General features: G+C 66.2%; 24 protein-coding genes. 18 read left to right on the top strand and 6 right to left on the bottom strand.

Going from position 1 to position 22,389, the window contains the following annotated elements; all coding sequences use genetic code 11:
- The first annotated feature begins 54 nt into the window (after nt 1-54).
- The 4 genes from D7325_RS02680 to rlmF all read left to right on the top strand — a co-directional run bounded on the left by D7325_RS02680 (nt 55) and on the right by rlmF (nt 5,511).
- Nucleotides 55-2,889, top strand: coding sequence for a valine--tRNA ligase (locus D7325_RS02680; protein ID WP_120993804.1), 2,835 nt, complete (start codon nt 55-57; stop codon nt 2,887-2,889).
- 75 nt (nt 2,890-2,964) lie between these two features.
- A complete protein-coding gene (locus D7325_RS02675) occupies nt 2,965-3,273 on the top strand; it encodes a winged helix-turn-helix domain-containing protein (protein WP_120993802.1) in 309 nt (102 codons plus the stop codon).
- Between the two features lie 61 nt (nt 3,274-3,334).
- Nucleotides 3,335-4,501, top strand: coding sequence for a YbfB/YjiJ family MFS transporter (locus tag D7325_RS02670; protein WP_120993800.1), 1,167 nt, complete (start codon nt 3,335-3,337; stop codon nt 4,499-4,501).
- A 65-nt stretch (nt 4,502-4,566) separates the two neighbouring features.
- Complete coding sequence (rlmF, locus tag D7325_RS02665; protein ID WP_120994121.1) at nt 4,567-5,511, top strand: 23S rRNA (adenine(1618)-N(6))-methyltransferase RlmF; 945 nt, start codon at nt 4,567-4,569, stop codon at nt 5,509-5,511.
- 33 nt (nt 5,512-5,544) lie between these two features.
- Here the strand turns inward: rlmF and D7325_RS02660 are convergent, their stop codons facing one another.
- Nucleotides 5,545-5,751: a hypothetical protein gene (locus D7325_RS02660; RefSeq protein WP_120993798.1), complete on the bottom strand. Its 207-nt coding sequence runs from the start codon at nt 5,749-5,751 to the stop codon at nt 5,545-5,547.
- Nucleotides 5,752-6,026: 275 nt separating this feature from the next.
- Between D7325_RS02660 and yejK the strand changes: the two genes are divergently transcribed.
- Entirely contained in the window at nt 6,027-7,034 is a 1,008-nt protein-coding gene (gene yejK, locus D7325_RS02655) for a nucleoid-associated protein YejK (RefSeq protein WP_120993797.1), read from the top strand.
- A 92-nt stretch (nt 7,035-7,126) separates the two neighbouring features.
- On the opposite strand, the gene D7325_RS02650 is transcribed toward yejK, so the two are convergent.
- Both D7325_RS02650 and D7325_RS02645 read right to left on the bottom strand, forming a co-directional pair.
- Nucleotides 7,127-8,065, bottom strand: coding sequence for a glutathione S-transferase family protein (locus D7325_RS02650; protein WP_120994119.1), 939 nt, complete (start codon nt 8,063-8,065; stop codon nt 7,127-7,129).
- An 84-nt stretch (nt 8,066-8,149) separates the two neighbouring features.
- Nucleotides 8,150-8,419, bottom strand: coding sequence for a GIY-YIG nuclease family protein (locus D7325_RS02645; RefSeq protein WP_120993795.1), 270 nt, complete (start codon nt 8,417-8,419; stop codon nt 8,150-8,152).
- A 131-nt stretch (nt 8,420-8,550) separates the two neighbouring features.
- Between D7325_RS02645 and mltF the strand changes: the two genes are divergently transcribed.
- Nucleotides 8,551-10,011 (top strand): membrane-bound lytic murein transglycosylase MltF, encoded by a 1,461-nt coding sequence (gene mltF / locus D7325_RS02640; RefSeq protein WP_120993793.1) that lies wholly within the window; start codon nt 8,551-8,553, stop codon nt 10,009-10,011.
- A gap of 21 nt (nt 10,012-10,032) precedes the next feature.
- On the opposite strand, the gene ybaK is transcribed toward mltF, so the two are convergent.
- Both ybaK and metE read right to left on the bottom strand, forming a co-directional pair.
- Nucleotides 10,033-10,500 (bottom strand): Cys-tRNA(Pro) deacylase, encoded by a 468-nt coding sequence (gene ybaK, locus D7325_RS02635; protein WP_120993792.1) that lies wholly within the window; start codon nt 10,498-10,500, stop codon nt 10,033-10,035.
- Between the two features lie 92 nt (nt 10,501-10,592).
- A complete protein-coding gene (metE, locus tag D7325_RS02630; RefSeq protein ID WP_120993790.1) occupies nt 10,593-12,902 on the bottom strand; it encodes a 5-methyltetrahydropteroyltriglutamate--homocysteine S-methyltransferase in 2,310 nt (769 codons plus the stop codon).
- A 260-nt stretch (nt 12,903-13,162) separates the two neighbouring features.
- Between metE and metR the strand changes: the two genes are divergently transcribed.
- On the top strand, nt 13,163-14,086 hold the full coding sequence (gene metR, locus D7325_RS02625; protein WP_120993788.1) for a transcriptional regulator MetR: 924 nt from the start codon (nt 13,163-13,165) through the stop codon (nt 14,084-14,086).
- Here the strand turns inward: metR and D7325_RS02620 are convergent.
- Nucleotides 14,083-15,063, bottom strand: a complete 981-nt coding sequence (locus D7325_RS02620) for an SDR family oxidoreductase (protein ID WP_120993786.1) — start codon at nt 15,061-15,063, stop codon at nt 14,083-14,085. The two genes, metR and D7325_RS02620, sit on opposite strands and share 4 nt — an antisense overlap.
- A gap of 146 nt (nt 15,064-15,209) precedes the next feature.
- Between D7325_RS02620 and D7325_RS02615 the strand changes: the two genes are divergently transcribed.
- The 11 genes from D7325_RS02615 (at nt 15,210) to D7325_RS02565 (ending at nt 22,381) form a co-directional block, all read left to right on the top strand.
- Nucleotides 15,210-15,971 carry a glutathione S-transferase family protein gene (locus D7325_RS02615; protein ID WP_120993784.1) on the top strand — a complete coding sequence of 254 codons (762 nt, stop codon included), beginning with the start codon at nt 15,210-15,212 and terminating at the stop codon, nt 15,969-15,971.
- A complete protein-coding gene (locus D7325_RS02610) occupies nt 15,968-16,297 on the top strand; it encodes a DHCW motif cupin fold protein (RefSeq protein ID WP_120993782.1) in 330 nt (109 codons plus the stop codon). The genes D7325_RS02615 and D7325_RS02610 overlap by 4 nt, the downstream gene beginning before the upstream one ends.
- 142 nt (nt 16,298-16,439) lie before the next feature.
- On the top strand, nt 16,440-17,081 hold the full coding sequence (locus D7325_RS02605; protein ID WP_120993780.1) for a helix-turn-helix transcriptional regulator: 642 nt from the start codon (nt 16,440-16,442) through the stop codon (nt 17,079-17,081).
- The gene (locus tag D7325_RS02600) at nt 17,078-17,464 is read left to right on the top strand and encodes a CsgE family curli-type amyloid fiber assembly protein (RefSeq protein WP_120993778.1); all 387 of its coding nucleotides are present in this window, start codon (nt 17,078-17,080) and stop codon (nt 17,462-17,464) included. Before D7325_RS02605 ends, D7325_RS02600 begins: the two co-directional genes overlap by 4 nt.
- Nucleotides 17,461-17,853, top strand: coding sequence for a curli assembly protein CsgF (locus D7325_RS02595; RefSeq protein ID WP_120993766.1), 393 nt, complete (start codon nt 17,461-17,463; stop codon nt 17,851-17,853). Before D7325_RS02600 ends, D7325_RS02595 begins: the two co-directional genes overlap by 4 nt.
- A 10-nt stretch (nt 17,854-17,863) precedes the next feature.
- A complete protein-coding gene (locus tag D7325_RS02590; RefSeq protein ID WP_120993776.1) occupies nt 17,864-18,727 on the top strand; it encodes a CsgG/HfaB family protein in 864 nt (287 codons plus the stop codon).
- Nucleotides 18,728-18,810: 83 nt separating this feature from the next.
- Complete coding sequence (locus D7325_RS02585) at nt 18,811-19,269, top strand: curli production assembly protein CsgB (RefSeq protein WP_120993774.1); 459 nt, start codon at nt 18,811-18,813, stop codon at nt 19,267-19,269.
- A 48-nt stretch (nt 19,270-19,317) separates the two neighbouring features.
- Complete coding sequence (locus tag D7325_RS02580) at nt 19,318-20,598, top strand: hypothetical protein (RefSeq protein WP_120993772.1); 1,281 nt, start codon at nt 19,318-19,320, stop codon at nt 20,596-20,598.
- A gap of 354 nt (nt 20,599-20,952) precedes the next feature.
- Nucleotides 20,953-21,609: a helix-turn-helix transcriptional regulator gene (locus tag D7325_RS02575; protein ID WP_120993770.1), complete on the top strand. Its 657-nt coding sequence runs from the start codon at nt 20,953-20,955 to the stop codon at nt 21,607-21,609.
- Nucleotides 21,606-21,992, top strand: coding sequence for a CsgE family curli-type amyloid fiber assembly protein (locus D7325_RS02570; RefSeq protein ID WP_120993768.1), 387 nt, complete (start codon nt 21,606-21,608; stop codon nt 21,990-21,992). The genes D7325_RS02575 and D7325_RS02570 overlap by 4 nt, the downstream gene beginning before the upstream one ends.
- On the top strand, nt 21,989-22,381 hold the full coding sequence (locus D7325_RS02565) for a curli assembly protein CsgF (protein ID WP_120993766.1): 393 nt from the start codon (nt 21,989-21,991) through the stop codon (nt 22,379-22,381). Before D7325_RS02570 ends, D7325_RS02565 begins: the two co-directional genes overlap by 4 nt.
- Nucleotides 22,382-22,389 lie beyond the last annotated feature (8 nt).

Here is a 22,389-nt window from a genome sequence, read left to right as displayed (position 1 = left end):
TATCCTCGCTATACTCGCCGGCTTTCCGTCAAGCCGTTCTAAGGGTCCCGCCGCATGGACAAGACCTATCAGCCGCATGCCATCGAGGCTTCCTGGTACCAGACCTGGGAATCCAACAACTACTTCGCGCCTCAAGGGTCGGGCGAGCCCTACACCATCATGATCCCGCCGCCGAACGTGACCGGCAGCCTGCACATGGGGCACGGCTTCAACAACGCGATCATGGATGCCTTGATCCGCTTTCGCCGCATGCAGGGCCGCAACACCCTCTGGCAGCCCGGCACCGACCACGCCGGCATCGCCACCCAGATGGTGGTCGAGCGCCAGCTTTCCGCACAGGGCATCAGCCGGCATGACGTCGGACGCGAGCGGTTCCTGGAGAAGGTCTGGGAATGGAAGCACGAGTCCGGCGGCAACATCACCCGGCAGATCCGCCGCCTGGGCAGCTCCGTGGACTGGAGCCGCGAGCGCTTCACGATGGACGAAGGGCTGTCCAACGCCGTCAAGGAAGCCTTCGTTCGCCTGCATGAGGACGGCCTGATCTACCGCGGCAAGCGCCTGGTCAACTGGGACACCAAGCTGCACACCGCCATTTCCGACCTGGAAGTGGAGAACCACGACGAGAAGGGCCACCTCTGGCACCTGCGTTACCCGCTGGCCGACGACGCCCGCACGGCCGATGGCCTGACCTACCTGGTGGTCGCCACCACCCGACCGGAAACCATGCTCGGCGACGCCGCGGTCGCGGTGCACCCGGAGGACGAGCGCTACAAGGCGCTGATCGGTCGTCACATCATGCTGCCGCTGGTGAACCGCCTGATCCCCATCGTCGCCGACGAGTACGTCGACCGCGAATTCGGTACCGGCTGCGTCAAGATCACCCCGGCGCACGACTTCAACGATTACGAAGTCGGCAAGCGGCACAACCTGCCGCTGATCAACATCTTCGACCAGAACGCCGCGATCCTTGGCCGCGCCCAGGTGTTCAACCTCGACGGCTCGGTGAACGACAAGGTCGATCCGACACTCCCCGACGGCTACGCGCACATGGATCGCTTCGACGCGCGCAAGGCGATCGTGGCCGAGTTCGAGGCCATGAGCCTGCTGGAAAAGATCGACGACCACGCCCTCAAGGTCCCGCGCGGCGACCGCTCCGGCACCATCATCGAGCCCTGGCTGACGGACCAGTGGTACGTCTCCACCAAGCCGTTGGCGGAAAAGGCCATCGCCGCGGTCGAAAGCGGCGAGATCGAATTCGTCCCCAAGCAGTACGAAAACATGTACTTCAGCTGGATGCGCGACATCCAGGACTGGTGCATCAGCCGCCAGCTGTGGTGGGGCCACCGCATTCCGGCCTGGTACGACGAGGCCGGCAACGTCTATGTCGGCCGCGATGAGACCGAGGTGCGCACCAAGTACAACCTGTGCAACGACGTCGAGCTGCGCCAGGATGAAGACGTGCTGGATACCTGGTTCAGCTCCGGCCTCTGGACATTCTCCACGCTGGGCTGGCCGGAACAGACCGACTACCTCAAGACGTTCCACCCCACCGACGTCCTGGTCACCGGGTTCGACATCATCTTCTTCTGGGTCGCGCGGATGATCATGCTGTCGACCCATCTGACCGGACAGATTCCGTTCAAGACCGTCTACGTCCACGGCCTGGTACGCGATGGCCAGGGCCAGAAGATGTCCAAGTCCAAGGGCAACGTGCTCGACCCGCTGGACATCGTCGACGGCATCGACCTCGAGACCCTGCTGGCCAAGCGCACCAGCGGCATGATGCAACCCAAGCTGGCCGAGAAGATCGCCAAGCAGACCCGCGCCGAGTTCCCCGAAGGCATCGCCAGCTACGGCACCGACGCACTGCGCTTCACCTTCTGTTCGCTGGCCTCCACCGGGCGTGACATCAAGTTCGATATGGGCCGTGTCGAGGGCTTCCGCAACTTCTGCAACAAGATCTGGAACGCCGCCAACTTCGTCTTCGAAAACACCGAGGGCAAGGACACCGGCGTGAATGGCGAGCCGGTCGAGCTGTCATCGGTCGATCGCTGGATCATCTCCGCCCTGCAGCGCACCGAAATGGAAGTGACCCGCCAGCTCGACGCCTTCCGCTTCGACCTGGCGGCCCAGGCGCTCTACGAGTTCATCTGGGACGAGTACTGCGCCTGGTACCTCGAGCTGGTCAAGCCGGTGCTCTGGGACGAGACCGCCAGCATCGAGCGCCAGCGCGGCACCCGCCGGACGCTGGTCCGCGTGCTGGAAACAGCCCTGCGCCTCGCGCACCCCTTCATGCCGTTCATCACCGAAGAGATCTGGCAGCGCGTCGCGCCGCTGGCGGGCAAGCAAGGCCCGACCCTGATGCTGCAGCCCTGGCCGGTGGCCGATGAATCGCGCATCGACAGCGCCGCGGAAGACGACATCGAGTGGGTCAAGGCGCTGATGCTCGGCATTCGCCAGATCCGCGGCGAGATGAACATCTCCATGGCCCGGCGCATCGACGTGGTGCTCCGTCATGCGTCCGATACCGATCGCCGACGCCTGGCGGAAAACCAGCCGCTGCTGATGAAGCTCGCCAAGCTCGAGAGCGTTCGCCTGCTCGATGCCGGCGAAGAGGCACCGCTGGCCGCCGTTGCCCTGGTGCATGACATGGAGGTGCTGGTGCCGATGGCGGGCCTGATCGACAAGGACGCCGAGCTGGCGCGGCTCGATAAGGAAATCGCGCGGCTCGAGGGCGAGGTCAAGCGGGTCGGCGGCAAGCTGGCCAATGCCGGCTTCGTCGACAAGGCCCCGCCGGAGGTCATCGAGAAGGAACGCACCAAGCTCGCCGAAGCCGAGCAGGCGGTCGCCAAGCTGCAAGAACAGCGGGGGCGCATCGCCACCCTGTGAAGCGGAAGGCCGACCAGCGAGTCGGCCTTCTTTTTGCCATCGGCAGCCCACAGCCGTCAGTGCGATGGAGATCAGATGAACAGCCCACACGTCCCAAGCAAAACGCGGACAAGCTTCTACCGGCGGCTGTATGTCGCCTGGCTGATCGACAGCGGCACCGCCACCAGCGTTCCGGCGCTCATGACCGCGACCGGCATGCCGCGCCGGACCGCGCAGGACACCCTCGCCGCGCTGGCCGAACTGGACATCGTCTGCGTCTTCGAGCAGGACGCCGAAGACCAGCACAACGCCGGTGCCTACCGAATCCTCGACTGGGGCGCGATCGACCGGAGCTGGGTCGAGCGCCACCTGGACCCGATCAAGAACACGCTCGGCTATCCCTGACCGCCCGCCTGGAATCGCTGACGAGCACGTCCACTCGACGCCTACGCCAAGGTGCAATGCCATGTCCAAGCCCCTGTCCCTCGTACCCGTCCTGCTCGCTGGCGGCACCCTGCTGCTGGTGGTTCATGGCCTTGGTCGTTTCGTCTACACGCCGCTGTTGCCGGGGCTGGTCGAGGATGGCGTGATCACCGTGGCCCAGGGCGCCAACATCGCCACCTGGAACTACCTCGGCTACCTGCTCGGCGCGCTGCTGGCGCTGCGCTGGCACCGGGTCGAACAGATCCATCGCTCGCTCCCCTGGGCGCTTGGCGCCCATGTCCTCACCACCTTCATGCAGACCCAGGCCGAGCAGGCGGATGTCCTGGCCGGCCTGCGGCTGGCCAACGGCATCGCCAACGGCCTGGTGTTCGTCCAGGCGCCCGCGCTGGTGCTGGAATGGCTGGCATGCCAGGGCCAGGTAGCGCGCAGCGGCCTGGTGTATCTCGGCGTCTGCCTCGGGCTGCTGATGTCGAGCCTGCTGGTCAGCCTCACCGATGACTGGCTGACCGGTGCCGCGCTCTGGTGGCCGGCGGCGATACTCTCGGTTCCCCTCGCCATTTGGGGCTGGCAGCGGCTCGCGCGGCTCGAGATCGCCCCCGTGCAGACGGCCGGAACCGGCCCGGTGCATCGCCAGCGACTGTTCGATCGGAACAGCACACCGCTGTTTCTCGCCTATGCGGGGGCCGGGCTCGGCTACATCCTGCCGATGACCTTCCTGCCCATGCTGGCCAGCCTGCAGAGCCAGGGCGGCGGCTGGCTGGTCGACGCGAGTTGGCTGATCGTCGCCCTCGCCGCCCTGCCCTCCCCCTGGCTGTGGAACCGCCTGGGCGCGCGGATCGGTGACGACCAGGCGCTCAAACTCAGTTACGCGGTGCAGCTGGCTGGCGTGCTCGCGGTGCTCACGCTACCGCCCATGCTTGGTCTTCCGGCGTGCGGGGTGCTGGTGGGTTCGGCCTTTCTCGGCACCGTGCTGCTGACCCAGCGCCTGGCGCGAACGCTGCATCCGCACCAGGGGCCGCGTCTGTCGGCCGCCCTCATCGCGCTTTACGGGTTGACCCAGCTCGCCGGCCCCTGGTTGACCAGCCTCTGGATGTCGGCAGGCGGCAGCCTGCAGGATGCCTTCTGGTTTGGCGCCGGTGCGCTCGCCTGGGGCCTGGCCTGGATGCTGGCGGTGCCGCGGCACGGATGAGCGAGCGGCGCGGCGGCGCGCCGCTGTGGGACAATGCCGGCCCCTTCTTCGCCCTCTCAGCTTCCATGCCAGCCCGATCGAAACCACCGCTCGACGCCACCCAGCCGCCGGCCCTGCATCCGCGCAACCGCCATCAGGGCCGTTATGACTTCGCCGAACTGATCGCAAGCCATCCGCCGCTCGGCCGGTTCGTCATCACCAACCCGTACGGCAAGCCCAGCATCGACTTCGCCGACCCCGAAGCCGTCAAGGTCTTCAACCGGGCGCTGCTCAAGCATCACTACCGCATCGAGCACTGGGACATACCGGCCGGCTACCTCTGCCCGCCCATTCCCGGGCGCGCCGACTACCTGCATGGCGCCGCCGACCTGCTGGCCGGCCCTGACGACGAAGTTCCACGCGGCAACAAGGTGCGCGTGCTGGACATCGGCACGGGGGCCAACTGCATCTATCCATTGCTCGGCCAGCGTGAATACGGCTGGCGCTTCGTCGGCAGCGACATCGATGGCACCGCCCTCGCCTGCGCTCGCACGCTGATCGAGGCCAACCGGCTGACCGATCACATCGAACTACGTCGCCAAGCGCAGCCTCGGCATATCTTTCATGGCCTGATTCGCCCCGACGACCGCTTCGATCTGACGCTCTGCAACCCGCCGTTTCACGCCTCGGCCGAGGAAGCGACCCGTGGCAGCCAGCGCAAGTGGCGCAACCTCGGACGGCTCGATCCGAAGCGCAAGCTGCCGGTCCTGAATTTCGGCGGGCAGGCGGCTGAGCTCTGGTGCGAAGGTGGCGAGGCAGGCTTCATCGCCCGTCTGGCCCAGGAAAGCGCCGAGTTCGCCGAACAGGTGGTCTGGTTCAGCACCCTGGTATCCAAGGGCGCCAACGTCGAAGGGCTGGTGGCACGGCTCAAGCGAATGGGCGTCCGGCAGATCAGGACGATCGACATGGCGCAGGGGCAGAAGCGCAGCCGTTTCGTCGCCTGGTCCTACCGCGGCGACGCGAAGGCCTGATGCGCCCAGGCGCATAGCCGGTGACGCAAGCGCTCAGGCGACGGCCGAGTCCGTGCCCGATTCCCATACACGGTGATCCTTCAGGGCCAGCGTACGGATGTACCGGGGCTCGCCGTTGATCTCCTCCAGCTCCGTCATTCCGGCCAGTTCGCCGACCACTCGATAGCGCTTGCCGGCCTGCTTGTCACGGAGCGGATACAGCTGAGCGATCTGTTGGGCGAGTTCGGTAAGGGTGGACATGTCGGTAACTCCAAAACTGCGTGCGGCAGCTTTTTACAGAGGATTGGTTACGGTTCTGCGACAGGAACCGACGACACTTCCGTTCCCTGACTGGACCGCTTCGCTAGCTTGGAGCCAGCCAAGACCCGAATGATTCCCCAGCAAGCAACCTGGCGCCTGCTCCGGTGGATGACCGGCTGGTCGCTTCGGCATGAATCACGACGCTGCGCCATGGCGTGCCCTGCTTTAGACTGGCGCCCTTTTCGATCTGCCGCCCAGCCATCAAAGGGTCCCGAATGCCTATTCGCCACTGCATCGTTCATCTCATCGAGAAAAAGCCCGACGGCACGCCCGCCGTGCTCCATGCACGGGACACCGAACTCGCCGAATCGCAGGCCATCGAGAACCTGCTGGCCGACCTCAACGAAAGCTACAACGCCAAGCAGGGCAAGGCCTGGGGCTACTTTCACGACGAATCCGGGGCCTTTCCCTTCAGTGGCTGGCTGACGCAATACCTTGACGAGGCGCAGGACTTCACCGCGTTCAGCCGGCAGGCGGTCGAGCACCTGCAGAAGCTGATGGAAGAGTCGAATCTCTCGACCGGCGGCCACGTGCTCTTCGCCCATTACCAGCAGGGCATGACCGAGTACCTCGCCATCGCACTGCTGCACCACAGCGAAGGCGTCGCGGTGACCGACTCGCTGGACGTCACGCCAGCCAAGCACCTGGACCTCGGCCAGTTGCACCTGGCCGCGCGCATCAACCTGTCCGAATGGCGCAACAACAAGCAGTCGCGCCAGTACATCTCGTTCATCAAGGGCAAGAACGGCAAGAAGGTCTCGGATTACTTCCGCGACTTCATCGGCTGCCAGGAGGGCGTCGACGCGCCCGGCGAGACGCGCACCCTGCTCAAGGCCTTCAGCGATTTCGTCGAAAGCGAAGACCTCAGCGAAGACGAAACCCGCACCAAGACCAGCGCCCTCGTCGATTACGCCAGCAGCCAGGCGCGCCTGGGCGAAGCCATCACGCTCGAAGAGTTGTCCGGGCTGATCGACGAGGACCGCCCCAAGGCTTTCTACGACCACATCCGCAACAAGGACTACGGCCTCTCGCCGGAAATCCCGCCGGACAAGCGCACGCTGAATCAGTTTCGCCGCTTCACCGGCCGGGCCGAGGGCCTGTCGATCAGCTTCGAAGCGCACCTGCTGGGCTCGCGCATCGAATACGACGAAGCGCAGGACACGCTGATCATTCGTCAGCTCCCGACGCAGCTCAAGGATCAGCTCAAGCGCAACAAGGACTGATCCGCAACGAGCGGAGGCCAGCACATCTGGCCTCCAAACGTCGTCTTGAGCCGGATCGCACCGGAGCGGTCCGCTGAGATGGCTGTCGCGCCTCAGCGCGACTCGATGCGGAAACCGAAGCGCGGGAAATGCACGTGCACGAGGCCGGCACGCGGGTCTTCGCGACGCAGCACGAGCGTTTCGGCATCGGCATGCACCAACTCACCCTCCACCGGCTCGACCCCATAGTCAGCCGCCGCGATCGCAACCGGTTGGCCAAGCCGGAAACCGTTCGGGTCTTCGAACCCCGCCTCCGGTAGCGCCGCCGGCTCGGCTGCACGGGCGATTTCAACCGCTTGTGCCCCGTCGAGCTCGGTGAACGAGCCGTGGCCGACCGCCAGCACCTTGTCGAGCCAAGCCTTGATGCGCGGGTAGCCGTCGACCAGCGGCGAGGTGACTTCCGTGGCGCGCAGGAACCACAGGCAATGCGCGACCGCGAAATCGGCGATGCAGGGCACCGCGCCGAGCAGGAATTCGTCGTCTTCGCGGGCCAGCTGACGCTCCAGCCGCGCCATCAGGGTCGGCCATTGGTGCTTGGCCAGCTCGGTCGGAATGCGCGAGACCGACCCACCGCTGAACAGGGCCGCACGGTCCTTGCTGAAGGCCTGAACGAACTCCGGTGGCGCCTTGGCGAAACGTACCGCCAGCGACTCGGGCTGGAACATGAGCGCCACGGCATGCAGAAACAGCACCGAGTCGGCCCATTGCGCCAAGGTCGCCGCGGCGAATTCGCGGCCTTCCGGGAACAGCGCCGGCATCGCCTTCTCGGCTTCCAGGCGGCGGCCGATCAGCGCGGTATCGCAGTAAATGTCCGCCCCGACCTGGAGCACCGGCGTGCGTCGGTAGCCGCCGGTCAAGGCCGTCAGGTCCGGCTTGGGCATGACCGGGGGAATGGTCACCGACCGCCAGGACAGCTGCTTGAAACCAAGCATGAGCCGCGCTTTTTCGGCAAAGGGAGAGGTTGGGTAGTGGTGCAGGATCAGCTCGTGCATGTCGGGCTCCGCCAGGGACAAGGAATGGGCAGCGTAGCCCTGCCCCTGCTGACCGGCCAGCCATTCGCGCGATTGATGCGTCATTCACGCCGGCAGCTGGGTCGCGGCCAAGGCCTCCTTGCTGGCCTTGGACAGGCGCTTGATCGCGTATTCCCGGCGCAGCGCTTCACGGCGATCGGCGCAGGATTCGACATAGGCCACCGCCAATGCCGGGCTGGACCGAAAGAAACGCGCGCCACGCCCGGTGCGATGCGCGGCGAAACGGCGTTCGACGTCATCGGTGATCCCGCAGTAGAGCGCACCGTTGGCGGCGCGGATCAGGTAGACGTACCAGGGCTTGGAGGGGGCGGTCACAGGGTCACTCGACGGTCAGGCCGGCAAAGCCTAGCGGCGTTGCGACCGTCGTTCCAGACCGGCTCGCCTAACAGAGCGGGGTCGAGCTGTCGAGATATGGTGGCGGTTCGCCTTTGCGTATACTGCCGCGCATGTTTGCCCACACACCGTTGCGTTTGCGCTATGCCGCCTGGCTTCTGGCGACCGCACTCTTCCTGATGCTCGGCAGCTGCGCGGAACCGCCCAGCCAGCTCGAGCGAATTCAGGAGGAAGGCGTACTGCGCGTGATCACCCGCAACAGCCCCTCCACCTATTTCCAGGACCGCAACGGTCCGGCCGGTTTCGAATACGAGCTGGCCAAGCGCTTCGCCGACCACCTGGGCGTGAAGCTGAAGATCGAGACGGCCGACTCCATCGAGCAGGCCTTCGATCGTCTCGGTCGGCCGGGCGGTCCGCATCTCGCCGCGGCGGGCCTCGTTGCCAGCGACGCGCGTGGCCAGCGCGTTCGCTTCACCGTGCCCTACCTCGACGTGGCGACCCAGGTCGTCTACCGCAAGGGCCAACGCCGCCCCACCCGCCCGGAGGATCTGGTCGGCAAACGCATCATGGTGCTCGAGGGCAGCCACCACGTCGCCGAACTCGAAGCACTGCAAGCCGAACTGCCGGGCTTGAATTTCCAGCGCTCCGATGCGGTCGAGGTCGTCGATCTGCTGCGCATGGTCGACGAAGGCCAGATCGATGCGACGCTGGTGCAATCCAACGAACTGGCGATGAACCAGCTCTACTTCACCAATATCCGCACGGCGTTCGATCTCGAAGGGAGCAACAGCGTCGCCTGGGCCTTGCCGCAGGGCGAGGACGACAGCCTGCTCCAGGCGGCCAACGCCTTCCTCGCCAAGGCGCAGGAAAACGGCACCCTGCAGCGGCTGCGCGAGCGCTACTACGGCCATGTGGACTTCCTCGGCTATGTGGGCGCCTATGCGTTCGCCCGCCATCTCCAGGAGCGCCTGCCGCGCTACGAGCGCACCTTCCGCGAGACGGCGAAGAAATACGGCATCGACTGGCGCCTGCTCGCCGCGATCGGTTATCAGGAGTCGCACTGGCAACCCGAGGCGACGTCCAAGACCGGCGTGCGCGGCCTGATGATGCTGACGCAGCGCACCGCCAAGGCGATGGGCGTCACCAACCGGCTGGACCCGAAGCAGAGCATCCAGGGCGGCGGCAAGTATTTCGTGAAGGTGCATGAGGCCCTGCCGGACAGCATCGAGGAGCCGGATCGCACCTGGTTCGCGCTGGCCGCGTACAACGTCGGCGCCGGCCATCTGGAAGACGCACGCCGCCTGGCCAAGGCCGAGGGGCTGAACCCGAACAAGTGGCTCGACGTGAAGCAGATGCTGCCGCGGCTGTCGCAAAAGCAGTGGTACAGCAAGACCCGCTATGGCTACGCCCGTGGCGGCGAGCCGGTGCATTTCGTGGCGAACATCCGTCGCTACTACGACATCCTCACCTGGGTGACCCAGCCGCAGATGGAAGGCACCCGCCTGGCCCGCAGCGACCTGCACCTGCCGGGCATCACCGAAGCGGATCTGGACGACAACCTGCCGCCGCTCTGACCCAGAGGCCGGGCGCCCTGCTCAGCGACCGATCGGCGCGAAGATTCCACTCGTGTGCGTCGCCAACACGGCCGGCGCCAACTCCACCTCCAGACCACGCCGACCGGCGCTGACGTACATCGACGGCAGCGCCTGGGCCGACGCGTCGATGAAGGTCCGCAGGCGCTTCTTCTGCCCCAATGGGCTGATCCCGCCGACCAGGTAGCCGGTCGCCCGCTGCGCCACCGCCGGATCGGCCATCTCGGCCTTCTTCGCGCCAGCCGCCTGCGCCAGGGCTTTCAGGTCGAGGCTGCCGGTGACCGGCACGATGGCGACCAGCAGTTCGTTCTTCTCGGTGCACGCCAGCAACGTCTTGAATACCTGCGCCGGGTCGAGTCCGAGCTTGTCCGCCGCCTCCAGACCATACGAAGCAGACTTGGGATCGTGCTCGTAACTATGGATACGGAACTCGGCCTTGGCTTTTCTCAGAAGATCGATGGCAGGGGTCATGGTCGGATCAGGTCGGTCAGGTCGTTCGGGCTGCCTACCTTAGCAGCGGCCCGGCAGCGCCAGAAGGGGCCTGGCGCTGCCCTCGCCCGCCGTCAGGCGGCGACCTGTCGGCCTCGTCGCAGATGGCGCGCCGCCGCCACCATGTTGGCCAGCGCCGCTTCGGTTTCCGGCCAGCCACGGGTCTTCAGGCCACAATCGGGGTTGACCCAGAGCCGCTCGGCGGGGATGCGGACGGCGGCCTTTTCGAGCAGCAGGATCATCTCCTCCGGCGTCGGGATGCGCGGCGAGTGGATGTCGTAGACCCCCGGCCCGATGTCGTTCGGGTAATCGAACGCGCGGAAGGCCTCGAGCAGCTCCATGCGCGAGCGGGACGTCTCGATGGTGATCACATCGGCGTCCATCGCGGCGATGGCGTCGATCACTTCATTGAACTCGCTGTAGCACATGTGGGTGTGAATCTGGGTCGCGTCGTCGACCCCCGAGCTGCACAGACGGAAGGCCTCGACCGCCCATTTCAGGTAGCCGGCCCAGCCGGAGCGGCGCAGTGGCAGGCCCTCGCGGAAGGCGGCTTCGTCGATCTGGATGATGCCGGTCCCCGCCGCTTCCAGGTCGCTCACTTCATCGCGGATGGCCAGCGCCAGCTGCCAGGCCTGGGTCGCGCGGTCGACATCCTCGCGGGCGAACGACCACATCAGCATGGTCACCGGTCCGGTCAGCATGCCTTTCATGGGCTTGTCGGTCTGCTGCTGGGCGTAGCGGATCCAGTCCACGGTCATCGGCCCGGGGCGGCTGATGTCGCCGACGATCACCGCCGGCTTCACGCAGCGTGAGCCGTAGCTCTGGACCCAGCCATTGCGCGTGAAGGCGTAGCCGTCGAGCTGTTCGGCGAAGTACTCGACCATGTCGTTGCGCTCCGCCTCGCCGTGCACCAGGACATCGAGTCCCAGCTGCTCCTGGATCCGAACGGCGTGGCGAATCTCGGCCTGCATCGCTTCGGTGTAGTCGGCGGCCGACAGCTTGCCCTGGCGAAAGGCCTGCCGCGCGAGTCGGATGGCGGGCGTCTGCGGGAACGAGCCTATGGTCGTGGTCGGATAGGCCGGCAAGGCGAGACGCGCCCGCTGGGCCTCGATCCGCTCGGCGAACGGCGTCGCGCGGCGCAGCTGGTCATCGCCCACTGCGGCCAGGCGCTCGCGCACGGCCGGCTTGTGGATGCGCGGGGACGCCGCCCGGCTCGCCTGTACCGCACGGCTGACGGCCAGGCCCGCGATCACGGCCGGCGCATCCGGCTCGGTCGCCGCGCGGGCCAGCAGCGCGACTTCCTCGCACTTCTGCACGGCGAAGGCCAGCCAAGTGCGCGTCTCGGCATCGAGCTCGGTTTCCGCGGCGAGGTCGACCGGGCAGTGCAGCAGCGAGCAGGAGGGCGCGATCCATAGCCGATCGCCCAGTCGGGCCGCGGCTTCGCGCACGACCGCCAGGGCCTTTTCCAGATCGCAGCGCCATACGTTGCGGCCGTTGACCAGCCCCAGCGACAGCACCTTGTAGGCCGGGATGCGGTCAAGGATGGTCGGGAACTGATCCGGCGCCCGCACCAGATCGATATGCAGCCCATCGACCGGCAGGTTGGCGGCCAGCCCGAGGTTGTCTTCCAGCCCGCCGAAGTAGGTCGCGACCAGCTTTTTCAGCGGTGCCCGGTGCAGCAGGTTGTAAGCCCGCTCGAAGGCGTTCTTCCAGTCCTGCGGCAGGTCCAGGGCCAGGATGGGCTCGTCGATCTGCACCCACTCGGCGCCGAGCGCCGCCAGACGGTCGAGCACTTCGCCGTAGACCGGCAGCAGGCGGTCGAGCAGTTCCAGCTTGTCGAAGCCCTCGCCCTGCGCCTTGCCGAGCCAGAGGTAGGTCAGCGGGCCGATCAGCACCGGCTTGGCCGAGTAGCCCAGCTCGCGCGCTTCGGCCAACTCATCGAACAGCTGTGTCCAGCCCAGGGCGAAGGTCTGGTCACGTTCGAATTCGGGGACGAGGTAGTGATAGTTGGTGTCGAACCATTTCGTCAGCTCGCTCGCCACCTGCGCCTCGCCATGACGCGCACCGCAGCAGGTCGACACGCCGCGCGCCATGGCGAACAGCGTCGTCAGGGTCGGCGCGTCGCCGTGGGTGCGGAAGCGCTCAGGCACGACGCCAAACATCAGCGAATGGGTCAGCACCTGGTCGTACCAGGCGAAGTCGCCTACCGGCAGCAGGTCGAGCCCGGCGTCATGCTGGAGGCGCCAGTGAGCGGCGCGCAGCCGGCGCCCCACGTCCAGCAGCTCGGTCTCGCCGAGCTCGCCTTTCCAGTGCGCTTCGAGCGCGGTCTTCAGTTCACGTTGCGCCCCGATGCGGGGGAATCCGAGTGAGTGGGCAATGGCCATGAATGTCTCCAGCAGGTTGTGGCGAGCATTCTGGCCATCGCCCGTGATTCAGAAAAACTCATTTTGCTCGCGACAAACATTAGAAGAACTCATGGAACGCGACTGCCCCCTCCTCGGCTTTCTCTGACGGCTGGATGAAGCGAACTGGACGGCCATCGCTCGACAGCCCCGCGCGGCTGCGCGAAACTGCGCCGCGCATGAGCTTCGCTCATGTACCAACCACGAAACGCCGGGACGCCACCGCCGAGGGAATCAGGCCCATGCTGGAAATCCGCCACCTCAAGACGCTTCATGCCCTGCGCGAAACCGACAGCCTGGTCGAGGCCGCCGAACGCCTGCACCTGACGCAATCGGCGCTGTCGCACCAGTTCAAGGAGCTGGAAGAGCGGCTCGGCTTGCAGCTCTTCGTGCGCAAGACCAAACCGGTGCGCTTCACCAGCGCGGGTCTGCGCCTGCTGCAGTTGGCCGATGCCGTGGTGCCGCAATTGCGCAGCGCCGAACGGGACCTCGCGCGACTGGCCGGCGGCACGGCCGGGCGCCTGCACATGGCGATCGAATGCCACAGCTGCTTCCAGTGGCTGATGCCGACCATCGACCAGTTCCGCGATGCCTGGCCGGAGGTCGAGCTGGACCTGGCCTCTGGCTTTTCTTTCGCGCCGTTGCCTGCGCTGGCCCGCGGCGACCTGGATCTGGTGGTGACCTCCGATCCGGTCGACCTGGCGGGCATCACCTACGTGCCCCTGTTCACCTACGAAGCTTTGCTGGCCGTGGCGAACCAGCACCCGCTGGCCAGCCGTCCCTTCGTCCGGCCCGAGGACCTGGCCAGCGAGACGCTGATCACCTACCCGATCGAACGGGATCGACTGGACATCTTCAATCAGTTCCTGGAGCCGGCCGATGTCGAGCCGGCGCAGGTCCGGACGTCCGAACTGACCGTGATGATGATGCAGCTGGTCGCCTCCGGTCGGGGCGTTTGCTCGCTGCCTAACTGGGCCCTGCATGAATACAGCGCGCGCGGCTACGTAACGGCACGCCGACTTGGCGAGAAGGGACTGTACGCGACGCTGCATGCGGCCATTCGCACCGACATGCTCGACTCGCCATTCATGCGCGACTTCCTGCTCACCGCCAAGGACACCTCCTTCGCCACGCTCGAAGGCGTCAGCGCGGCCCGCACGCGCTAGTCGCGCCGGGCCACCAGGCGAGCCAGGCACCAGCCGGCCACCCCCACAGCGACCGCCCCCACGGCAAGACGGATCGCCGGCTCGTTCGAGACCGGTTGCCAGCCGCCGTCGATGCGCCGTTGACCGCCGGGCGGATGAAATAGATTGCCGGACGAGGCCGGCGTGCGCTCGGCGCGCCCCAGCGCCATGCCTGCCAGCAGGCCGTTGAGCCGATCGAATCCCGGCGTCAGGAAGTAGGTCAGCCGCAGCAGCGTCGCGACCGCACCGACCGAGGTGGTATGCCGCGGATGCCGCGCGAGGCTGACCATCGCCTCGGCCACGCGGCGCGGATCGTAGACCGGCGGCGGCGGTTGCAGCGACCGCCCGGCGTAATTGCCGGCATCGCGAAAGCCGGGCGTGTCCATCACCGCCGGGTAGACATCGCACACATGGATGCCCGACCATTGCCCCAGCTCGCCGCGCAAGGCAGCGGAGAAACCGCGCAGTCCGAACTTGCTCGCCGAATAGGCCACGGCGTAAGGCTGCGCCACCCAGCTGCCGACCGACAGCGTGTTGATCAGAACGCCCGCGTGCTGCTGCTTGAAATACGGCAGCACGGCATGAGCGCCACGCAAATAACCGAGCAGGTTCGTCTGGACCACCTGCTCGTGCGCATCGAGCGGGGTTTCGTCGAAGGCGCCGATGGCCCCGACGCCGGCGTTGTTGATCCAGACGTCGATCCGCCCGCCACCGAACTCGACGGCCTTCGCGGCCAGCTGCTCCAGCGCCTCGCCATGCGTCACATCGGTGGGCACCGCGAGCGCCGCCGCGCCCAGCCGACCGCAGGCCTCGACCACATCGTCGAGGGCCGCGCCGTCTCGCGCAGCCAGGACCAGCCGGGCACCGCGGCCCGCGAAAGCCTCCGCGGCCGCGCGGCCGATACCACTGGATGCACCGGTGATGACGACGAGCGCGCCGTCGAGTTTGCGTTCGGTCATGAGAATCTCCTGGGTGAGTGCGCTACCTGAGCACCTGACCACGCCGTCCCCCGCCGATTCCCGCGCTCCGCCGAGCGGGCTTGGCGATCGCGCTGGGGATTGGCTCCCTCGCCCCGTACACTCGAGCTTTGCGGACGGAGCCGAGCATGCGCACCCTGTACCAGTTTTCGATCTCCCACTATTGCGAAAAGACCCGCTGGCAGCTGGATCACAAGGGCCTGGCCTATCGGGTCGAACACCTGTTCCCCGGCCTTCATCGCCTCAAGACGCGGCGCATGGCCGGCACCACCAGCCTGCCGATCCTGCGTGACGGCGCGCAGGTGGTTGCCGACTCCACCGACATCGCCCTCTACCTCGAAGCCACCTATCCGCAGGCGCCGCTGTTGCCCTCAGCCGGCCCGCTGCGCGAAGAAATCCTGGCCCTGGAGGATCGCCACGATCGGCTCGGCGTGCATGTGCGGCGCTGGCTCTACGGACAGATCGAAGACTGGGCGTCGGTGACCGATGCGATGTTGCGCGTGCATCGGCCCTTGTTCGGCCTGCGCGATCGCGCCAAGCCGATGCTGGTCAAGGGCCTGCGAACGCTGTACGGGGTGACGCCCGAGCGGGTCGCAAAATCCGAGGTGGAGCTGCTCGATGGGTTGGATGCGCTGGAAAAGCGCATCCACAACGATCCCTCACGCTACCTGGTTGGCGATCACCTGAGCCTGGCCGACATCAGCGCAGCCGCCCTATACGCACCGCTGCTATCGCCGCCCGACACGCCCTGGGCCAACATCGGCGGCTTCAGCGCACCGGCACGCGAGGTGCTCGACCGCATCCGCGAGCGCCCGGCCGGGCAGTGGATCCTGGAACGCTACCGTCACGATCGACCCCACGCGACGGAACAAGACGAGGCCCGCGCATGAAGCTCTCCAATATTCCGTTCGGCGTCACAGACTGGGCGACCATCGAGCCCTCCCGCCACGAGGGCGAGCGAGGCCACGCGCTATGGCGGACCTGTCATTTCGGCGATATCCGCGTGCGGATGGTCGAGTACAGCGCCGGCTACCTGGCCGACCACTGGTGCCTCAAAGGGCACATCCTGCTGTGCCTGGACGGCGAGCTTCACACCGAGCTGGCCGATGGAGGCCGGGTCACCTTGCAGCCCGGCATGAGCTACCAGGTCGCGGATGACACGCTTGGGCATCGCTCCTCGACCGACACCGGCGCCCGGCTGTTCGTGATCGACTGAACCCGGCGCCGGTTTCCTGGCGCAGATGGCGCTGCCTGTCGTTTTTTAGTCACACCAGTGAACTACCCTGCCGGACGAAAGTCTAGTGCAAGCCCCACGGACCCGGGGGGTTTGCGGTATTCGTCCACGCAGGGATTTGCCAATGAACGATGTCGCCTCCGCCTTACCCGCCATCACGCACCAGGTGATGTTGCTGTCGCGCAGCGAATTGCTCGACAGCGCCTTGCGCCATCATCTGGGTGACCAACCCGCCTACCGTATGCACCGCAGCGGCCACTTGCGTGGCAACGTCGGCGAGGTCGACCTTGCGCTGGTCGACGCGGGCAGTTACGGACAGGACGAGTGCCTCGACCTGATTCGCCAGCTTGGGGACGTTCCGGTCGGCTTGATCAATGCCTCCGACGACAAGGCGCGCCGGTTGCTCGAGCTGCGGCCGTCCATCCGCGGTGTCTTCCGGCCGGCGACGTCGCGCGCGACCTTCGTACGCGGCGTGCGGACCTTGATCGCCGGCGGCGACTGGCTGCCACGTCCGCTGATGGAGAAGCTCATCCATCGCTATCGCCAGCTGACCCGCACCAGCCAGGCCATCGAAGCGCTGACCCTGCGCGAGCGGCAGATCATGCAACTCGCCGGCAAGGGCCTGTCCAACGCCGCCATCGCCGCCGAGTTGCACCTGAGCACCCACACCGTCAAAAGCCACGTGCACAACGCGCTGCACAAGCTCGGCGCCTCCAACCGTGCCCAGGGCGCGGCCATCGTGCTCGGGGCCGGAGCGTCGGCATGACCCGCACGCCCTTCGCCCTGGCGATGCTGCTCCTGGCCGGATCGGCCAGCGCCGACGAGGCGGAGATCGACGGGCTGATCCTCAACGGCACCATCACCCAGGCCGGCCAGGCCTTCTATCGCACCTTCTGCGAGCAGCTCAACGCCCGTGGGCCGATCGATTTCAACCTCGCAGTCAAGGAGCGGCCCTCCGCCCGCTGGGGCGTGCTGGTCTGGGTCGAATACGACGACCGACCGCTGTTTCGCCGCTTTCTCCAACCCAGCGTCTCGGACATGCAGCCGATCGCCGAAGCCGCCGCCGAGACGGTGGTCGCGCAGATCGAACAACAAAAGCTCCAGGCGCTTTTCCAAGACAACCTCGACCTCGCCAAGGATGAGTTATGAGAACAACTACAACCCTGCTGGCGCTCCTCGTGAGCACCAGCGCCACGGCGACCGAACTGGTGTACACGCCGGTCAATCCGTCCTTCGGCGGCAGCCCGCTCAACGGCGCCTGGCTGCTCGGCAGCGCCCAGGCGCAGAACGATTTCAAGGACCCGGACGCGCTGGACCGCTCCTCGCTGACCGGCACCTCGGCGCTCGATCGTTTCACCAGCCAGCTCGAATCGCGCCTGCTGTCCGAGCTGTTGACCGATCCGAACACCGGCACGCTGACCACCGACGATTTCATCGTGAACATCATCAACGACTCGGGGCACCTCACCGTGCAGATCACCGACCGCCTCACCGGCGAGGTTTCGGAAATCATCGTCAACGGTCTGGACGTTCAATAAGGACACGCACATGAAACGGATCTTCCTGGCCGCCGCGCTTCTGGCTGGCCTGCAGGGCTGTGCCATCAAGGCACCGATGCCGGCCGACGAGCAGCAGCCCACCCTCACGCCACGCACCTCGACCTATGTCGATCTGCTGCAACTGCCCGAGCCCAGAGGCCGGCTGGTGGCGGCGGTCTACGGCTTTCGCGATCAGACCGGGCAGTACAAGCCCAACCCCGCCAGCTCCTTCTCCACCGCCGTGACCCAGGGCGCGGCGAGCATGCTGGTCGATGCCATGCAGGCCAGCGGCTGGTTCATCGTGCTCGAGCGCGAGGGCCTGCAGAACGTGCTGACCGAGCGCAAGATCATCCGCGCTTCGCAGGCCAAGCCGGACGTGGCGCCGAACATCGCCAGCGACCTGCCCTCGCTGATGGCCGCCAACCTGATCATGGAAGGCGCCATCGTCGCCTACGACACCAACATCCGCAGCGGCGGGCTCGGGGCGCGCTACCTCGGCATCGGCGCATCGCAGGAGTACCGCGTCGACCAGGTCACCGTGAACCTGCGCGCGGTCGATGTGCGCAGCGGCCAGGTGCTGGCCAACGTGATGACCAGCAAGACCATCTACTCCAACGGCATCAGCGCCAACGTCTACAAGTTCATCGAGTTCAAGGAACTGCTCGAAGCCGAGGCCGGCTACACCACCAACGAGCCCGCCCAGCTTTGCGTGCTCGCCGCCATCGAATCGGCCGTCGGCCACCTCATCGCCCAGGGCATCGAGCGCCGTCTCTGGCAACCGGCCGAGGGCATCGCCCTGGAGCAGACCTCGCTGGGCAAGTTCCTGACTGCCGAGCCGCTGCCCCCACCGACCGCTGACGAGGACGCCACGTGAATCCGACTTTCAATCGTTCGATGGATTTTTCGAGGGCGGGCATTGGGCAGGATGGGCCACATCGATTCACCGGGACACGATCAATGAATGCCACGGACCGGACCCTTCCCGCCCTGCTGCTGGCCAGCCTGCTGGCGCTCGCCCCGGCAGCCTTCGCCGGCGGTACCCCCGACCTCGCTCCGGGCGAGCTCGACCTCGGCAGCAGTGCCCCTCACCTGGCCGACGGCCTGACGGCATCGGGTCAGAGCAGCCTCGCCGTGATCGGGCAGCAAGGCGACGGCCTGCTCGCCGGCGTCGTCCAGAGCGGCTCCGCCAACGAGGCGTACATCCTGCAGAGCGGCTACGCCAACCAGGCCAGCATCGACCAGAACGGCATCAACAACCTGGCGAGCATCGTCCAGCAGGGCGCCTACAACGAGGCGACGATCACCCAGACCGGCTCCGACAACGTCGCGCTGATCGAACAGTTCGGCTCTGGCCTCGACAGCAGCGTGACCCAGCACGGCCAGGGCATGGCGGTGCTGGTTCGCCAATATCGCTGACAGATGTGAACGGCAGTAAACCTGAAACCCATCCAGTGGAGACGCTTCATGTTCAAGTGCAAACCGCTCGCCGCAGCCATTCTCAGTGTGTTGGCCACCCAGGCCTTCGCTGACAACACCTCGACCCAGGACCAGCTCGGCGTATCGAACATCGCCACCGTCGTGCAGACCGGCGGGGACCTCAACGAAGTCACGCAGAACCAGGCCGGCAACACCAACAACGCACGTGCCGACCAGCTGGACGACTCCACCGGCAGCACCATCAGCCAGACCCAGCTGGCCAACTTCAACACCGCCACGGCCTACCAGAGCTTCGCCGAAGCCAGCAGCGTGACCCAATACCAGAGCGGCGCGAACAACGACGCCAACGCGCGCCAGGTCAGCACGTACCAGTCCACCAGCGAGCAGAACCAGACCGGCACCGAGAACGTCTCCGACGTCCAGCAGTCGCTCTCCAACGGCGATGCCGCCTACAGCGACCAGAACGGCAACGGCAACTACAGCTCCACCATGCAGGTCTGGAGCGACACCAGCGTCGCTCGTCACGTGCAGAACGGCGACAACAACGACTCGGTGATCAGCCAGGGCTTCAGCAGCGCCAACACCGCCGGCGTCGACCAGAACGGCAACGACAACAGCGCCGAGGTCTACCAGGAATACGCCGGGTTCTCGTCCGCCCAGATCAACCAGACCGGCGACCGTAACGTCGGCTCCATCGACCAGCACGACGGTAACTACATGACCGCCACCGTCACGGCCGAGGGCAACGACAACGAAGGCTACGTCGAGCAGATGGGCAGCGACCACTATGCGTCGGTGTACCAGGTGGGCGACGACAACATCGCCGACGTCTTCCAGATGGGCGAAGGCCACATCGGTGAAGTCGAGCAGGACGGCACCTTCAACTACGCCAGCCTCGACCAGGACGGCACCGAGCATGCCGCCACCGTCGTCCAGTACGGCAGCGACAACGAAGCCTATGTCGCCCAGGTCGGCACCGCCAACGAGCTGACCTACCTGCAGGACGGCACAGCCAACCTGCTGACCGCCTACCAGAACGGCAGCGACAACGTCATCGAGGGCACCTCGGTCGGCGACCAGCAGATGGTCGACATCGTCCAGGAAGGCAACCTCAACGTCGCCCTGGTCGATCAGCTGTCCGGCACCGGCAACGAGGTGGTCATCGGCCAAGTGGGCGATTCCAACCTGGCCGACGTGACCCAGGCCGGCATGTCCAACGAGGCGGTCGTGTCGCAGATGGGCATGGGCGACACCGCCGTCATCATGCAGAGCGGCACCGCCAACCTGGCAACCGTCACGCAGAACTAAGCGTCACCGGGTGCCGGCGCTCGCCGGCACCTTCTTCACGCCCAATGCGCACACCTGTCCCTCGTGCGCTCCCTCGTTTGCGCCTGTTCCCGAACAGAGCCGCTCGGCCCTTTCGCTCCACCGCGTGCCCGGAACTGCCAGCTATCGCATAGGCGCCGGCTCCGTACGCCATCGTCCGTTTGGCAAGGCGTGACGAAACACCTGAACAAAGAACTCACCTCTGCGCGCCGAAATCACGGCCTGATCGGCCAAAGCAGCCGCCGTTCGTGCCACGGCGTCGCAGGTAACAAAATGTGAACTAGCCTGCAAAACACTTTTTGAACGCTTCCTTCACCCGCAAAGGGACCTTGCGCCATGAATGACGTCGCGTCAGCTCTACCGTTTGCCAGCACCCGGCTGGTGCTGCTGTCGAGGAGTGAAATCCTCGGCAAGGCCGTCCGCCAGCACCTGCAATCGATTCCCCACTGCTCGGTCGTCCTGCAGGGCAGCTGCCATGCGATGACCGACGCGGTCGATCTGGTGCTGCTCGATGCCGGCAGCTATGCCCTCGATGAATGCCTCGGGCACCTGCGCAGCCTGCACCACCAAACGGTCGCGCTGATCAACGCCGCACCCGAGCGCGCCTGGCGGCTGGTGGAGGCTCGCCCGTCGATCAAGGGAGTGTTCTACCCCTCGACTGCGCCGCACAACTTCACCAAGGGCCTGAAGGAAGTCCTCGCCGGAGGCGACTGGCTGCCGCGCTCATTGATGGAGAAACTGGTGCGTCGCTACCGGCAACTCAGCCAGAGCCACGGCGCGCTCGGGCAGCTCTCCGCACGCGAACTGGAGATCATGCAACTCGCCGGCAAGGGCCTGTCCAACGCCGCCATCGCCGCCGAGCTGCACCTGAGCACCCACACCGTCAAAAGCCACGTGCACAACGCCCTGCACAAGCTCGGCGCCTCCAACCGTGCCCAGGGCGCGGCCATCGTGCTCGGGGCCGGTGTGCCGGCCACCGGAGCGCCGGCATGACCCGCACGCCCCTCGCCCTGGCGATGCTGCTTCTGGCCGGTTCGGCCAACGCCGACGAGGCGGAGATCGACGGGCTGATCACAAACGGCACCATCACCCAGGCCGGCCAGGCCTTCTATCGCACCTTCTGCGAGCAGCTCAACGCCCGTGGCCCGATCGATTTCAACCTCGCGGTCAAGGAGCGGCCTTCCGCTCGCTGGGGCGTGCTGGTGTGGGTCGAGTACGAGGACCGACCGCTGTTTCGCCGCTTTCTCCAACCCAGCGTCTCGGACATGCAGCCGATCGCCGAAGCCGCCGCCGAGACGGTGGTCGCGCAGATCGAACAACAAAAGCTCCAGGCGCTTTTCCAAGACAACCTCGACCTCGCCAAGGATGAGTTATGAGAACAACTACAACCCTGCTGGCGCTCCTCGTGAGCACCAGCGCCACGGCGACCGAACTGGTGTACACGCCGGTCAATCCGTCCTTCGGCGGCAGCCCGCTCAACGGCGCCTGGCTGCTCGGCAGCGCCCAGGCGCAGAACGATTTCAAGGACCCGGACGCGCTGGACCGCTCCTCGCTGACCGGCACCTCGGCGCTCGATCGTTTCACCAGCCAGCTCGAATCGCGCCTGCTGTCCGAGCTGTTGACCGATCCGAACACCGGCACGCTGACCACCGACGATTTCATCGTGAACATCATCAACGACTCGGGGCACCTCACCGTGCAGATCACCGACCGCCTCACCGGCGAGGTTTCGGAAATCATCGTCAACGGTCTGGACGTTCAATAAGGACACGC

The sequence above is a fragment of the Stutzerimonas urumqiensis genome (genome assembly GCF_003640395.1).
GTDB classification, from domain to species: domain Bacteria; phylum Pseudomonadota; class Gammaproteobacteria; order Pseudomonadales; family Pseudomonadaceae; genus Stutzerimonas; species Stutzerimonas urumqiensis.
This window is presented reverse-complemented; position numbering and strand designations above follow the sequence as displayed.

Coding starts and splice junctions, on each gene's coding strand:
- D7325_RS02680 (WP_120993804.1), top strand. CDS start 55: ATGGACAAGACCTATCAGCCGCATGCCATCGAGGCTTCCTGGTACCAG.
- D7325_RS02675 (WP_120993802.1), top strand. CDS start 2,965: ATGAACAGCCCACACGTCCCAAGCAAAACGCGGACAAGCTTCTACCGG.
- D7325_RS02670 (WP_120993800.1), top strand. CDS start 3,335: ATGTCCAAGCCCCTGTCCCTCGTACCCGTCCTGCTCGCTGGCGGCACC.
- rlmF (WP_120994121.1), top strand. CDS start 4,567: ATGCCAGCCCGATCGAAACCACCGCTCGACGCCACCCAGCCGCCGGCC.
- D7325_RS02660 (WP_120993798.1), bottom strand. CDS start 5,751: ATGTCCACCCTTACCGAACTCGCCCAACAGATCGCTCAGCTGTATCCG.
- yejK (WP_120993797.1), top strand. CDS start 6,027: ATGCCTATTCGCCACTGCATCGTTCATCTCATCGAGAAAAAGCCCGAC.
- D7325_RS02650 (WP_120994119.1), bottom strand. CDS start 8,065: ATGCACGAGCTGATCCTGCACCACTACCCAACCTCTCCCTTTGCCGAA.
- mltF (WP_120993793.1), top strand. CDS start 8,551: ATGTTTGCCCACACACCGTTGCGTTTGCGCTATGCCGCCTGGCTTCTG.
- ybaK (WP_120993792.1), bottom strand. CDS start 10,500: ATGACCCCTGCCATCGATCTTCTGAGAAAAGCCAAGGCCGAGTTCCGT.
- metE (WP_120993790.1), bottom strand. CDS start 12,902: ATGGCCATTGCCCACTCACTCGGATTCCCCCGCATCGGGGCGCAACGT.
- metR (WP_120993788.1), top strand. CDS start 13,163: ATGCTGGAAATCCGCCACCTCAAGACGCTTCATGCCCTGCGCGAAACC.
- D7325_RS02620 (WP_120993786.1), bottom strand. CDS start 15,063: ATGACCGAACGCAAACTCGACGGCGCGCTCGTCGTCATCACCGGTGCA.
- D7325_RS02615 (WP_120993784.1), top strand. CDS start 15,210: ATGCGCACCCTGTACCAGTTTTCGATCTCCCACTATTGCGAAAAGACC.
- D7325_RS02610 (WP_120993782.1), top strand. CDS start 15,968: ATGAAGCTCTCCAATATTCCGTTCGGCGTCACAGACTGGGCGACCATC.
- D7325_RS02605 (WP_120993780.1), top strand. CDS start 16,440: ATGAACGATGTCGCCTCCGCCTTACCCGCCATCACGCACCAGGTGATG.
- D7325_RS02600 (WP_120993778.1), top strand. CDS start 17,078: ATGACCCGCACGCCCTTCGCCCTGGCGATGCTGCTCCTGGCCGGATCG.
- D7325_RS02595 (WP_120993766.1), top strand. CDS start 17,461: ATGAGAACAACTACAACCCTGCTGGCGCTCCTCGTGAGCACCAGCGCC.
- D7325_RS02590 (WP_120993776.1), top strand. CDS start 17,864: ATGAAACGGATCTTCCTGGCCGCCGCGCTTCTGGCTGGCCTGCAGGGC.
- D7325_RS02585 (WP_120993774.1), top strand. CDS start 18,811: ATGAATGCCACGGACCGGACCCTTCCCGCCCTGCTGCTGGCCAGCCTG.
- D7325_RS02580 (WP_120993772.1), top strand. CDS start 19,318: ATGTTCAAGTGCAAACCGCTCGCCGCAGCCATTCTCAGTGTGTTGGCC.
- D7325_RS02575 (WP_120993770.1), top strand. CDS start 20,953: ATGAATGACGTCGCGTCAGCTCTACCGTTTGCCAGCACCCGGCTGGTG.
- D7325_RS02570 (WP_120993768.1), top strand. CDS start 21,606: ATGACCCGCACGCCCCTCGCCCTGGCGATGCTGCTTCTGGCCGGTTCG.
- D7325_RS02565 (WP_120993766.1), top strand. CDS start 21,989: ATGAGAACAACTACAACCCTGCTGGCGCTCCTCGTGAGCACCAGCGCC.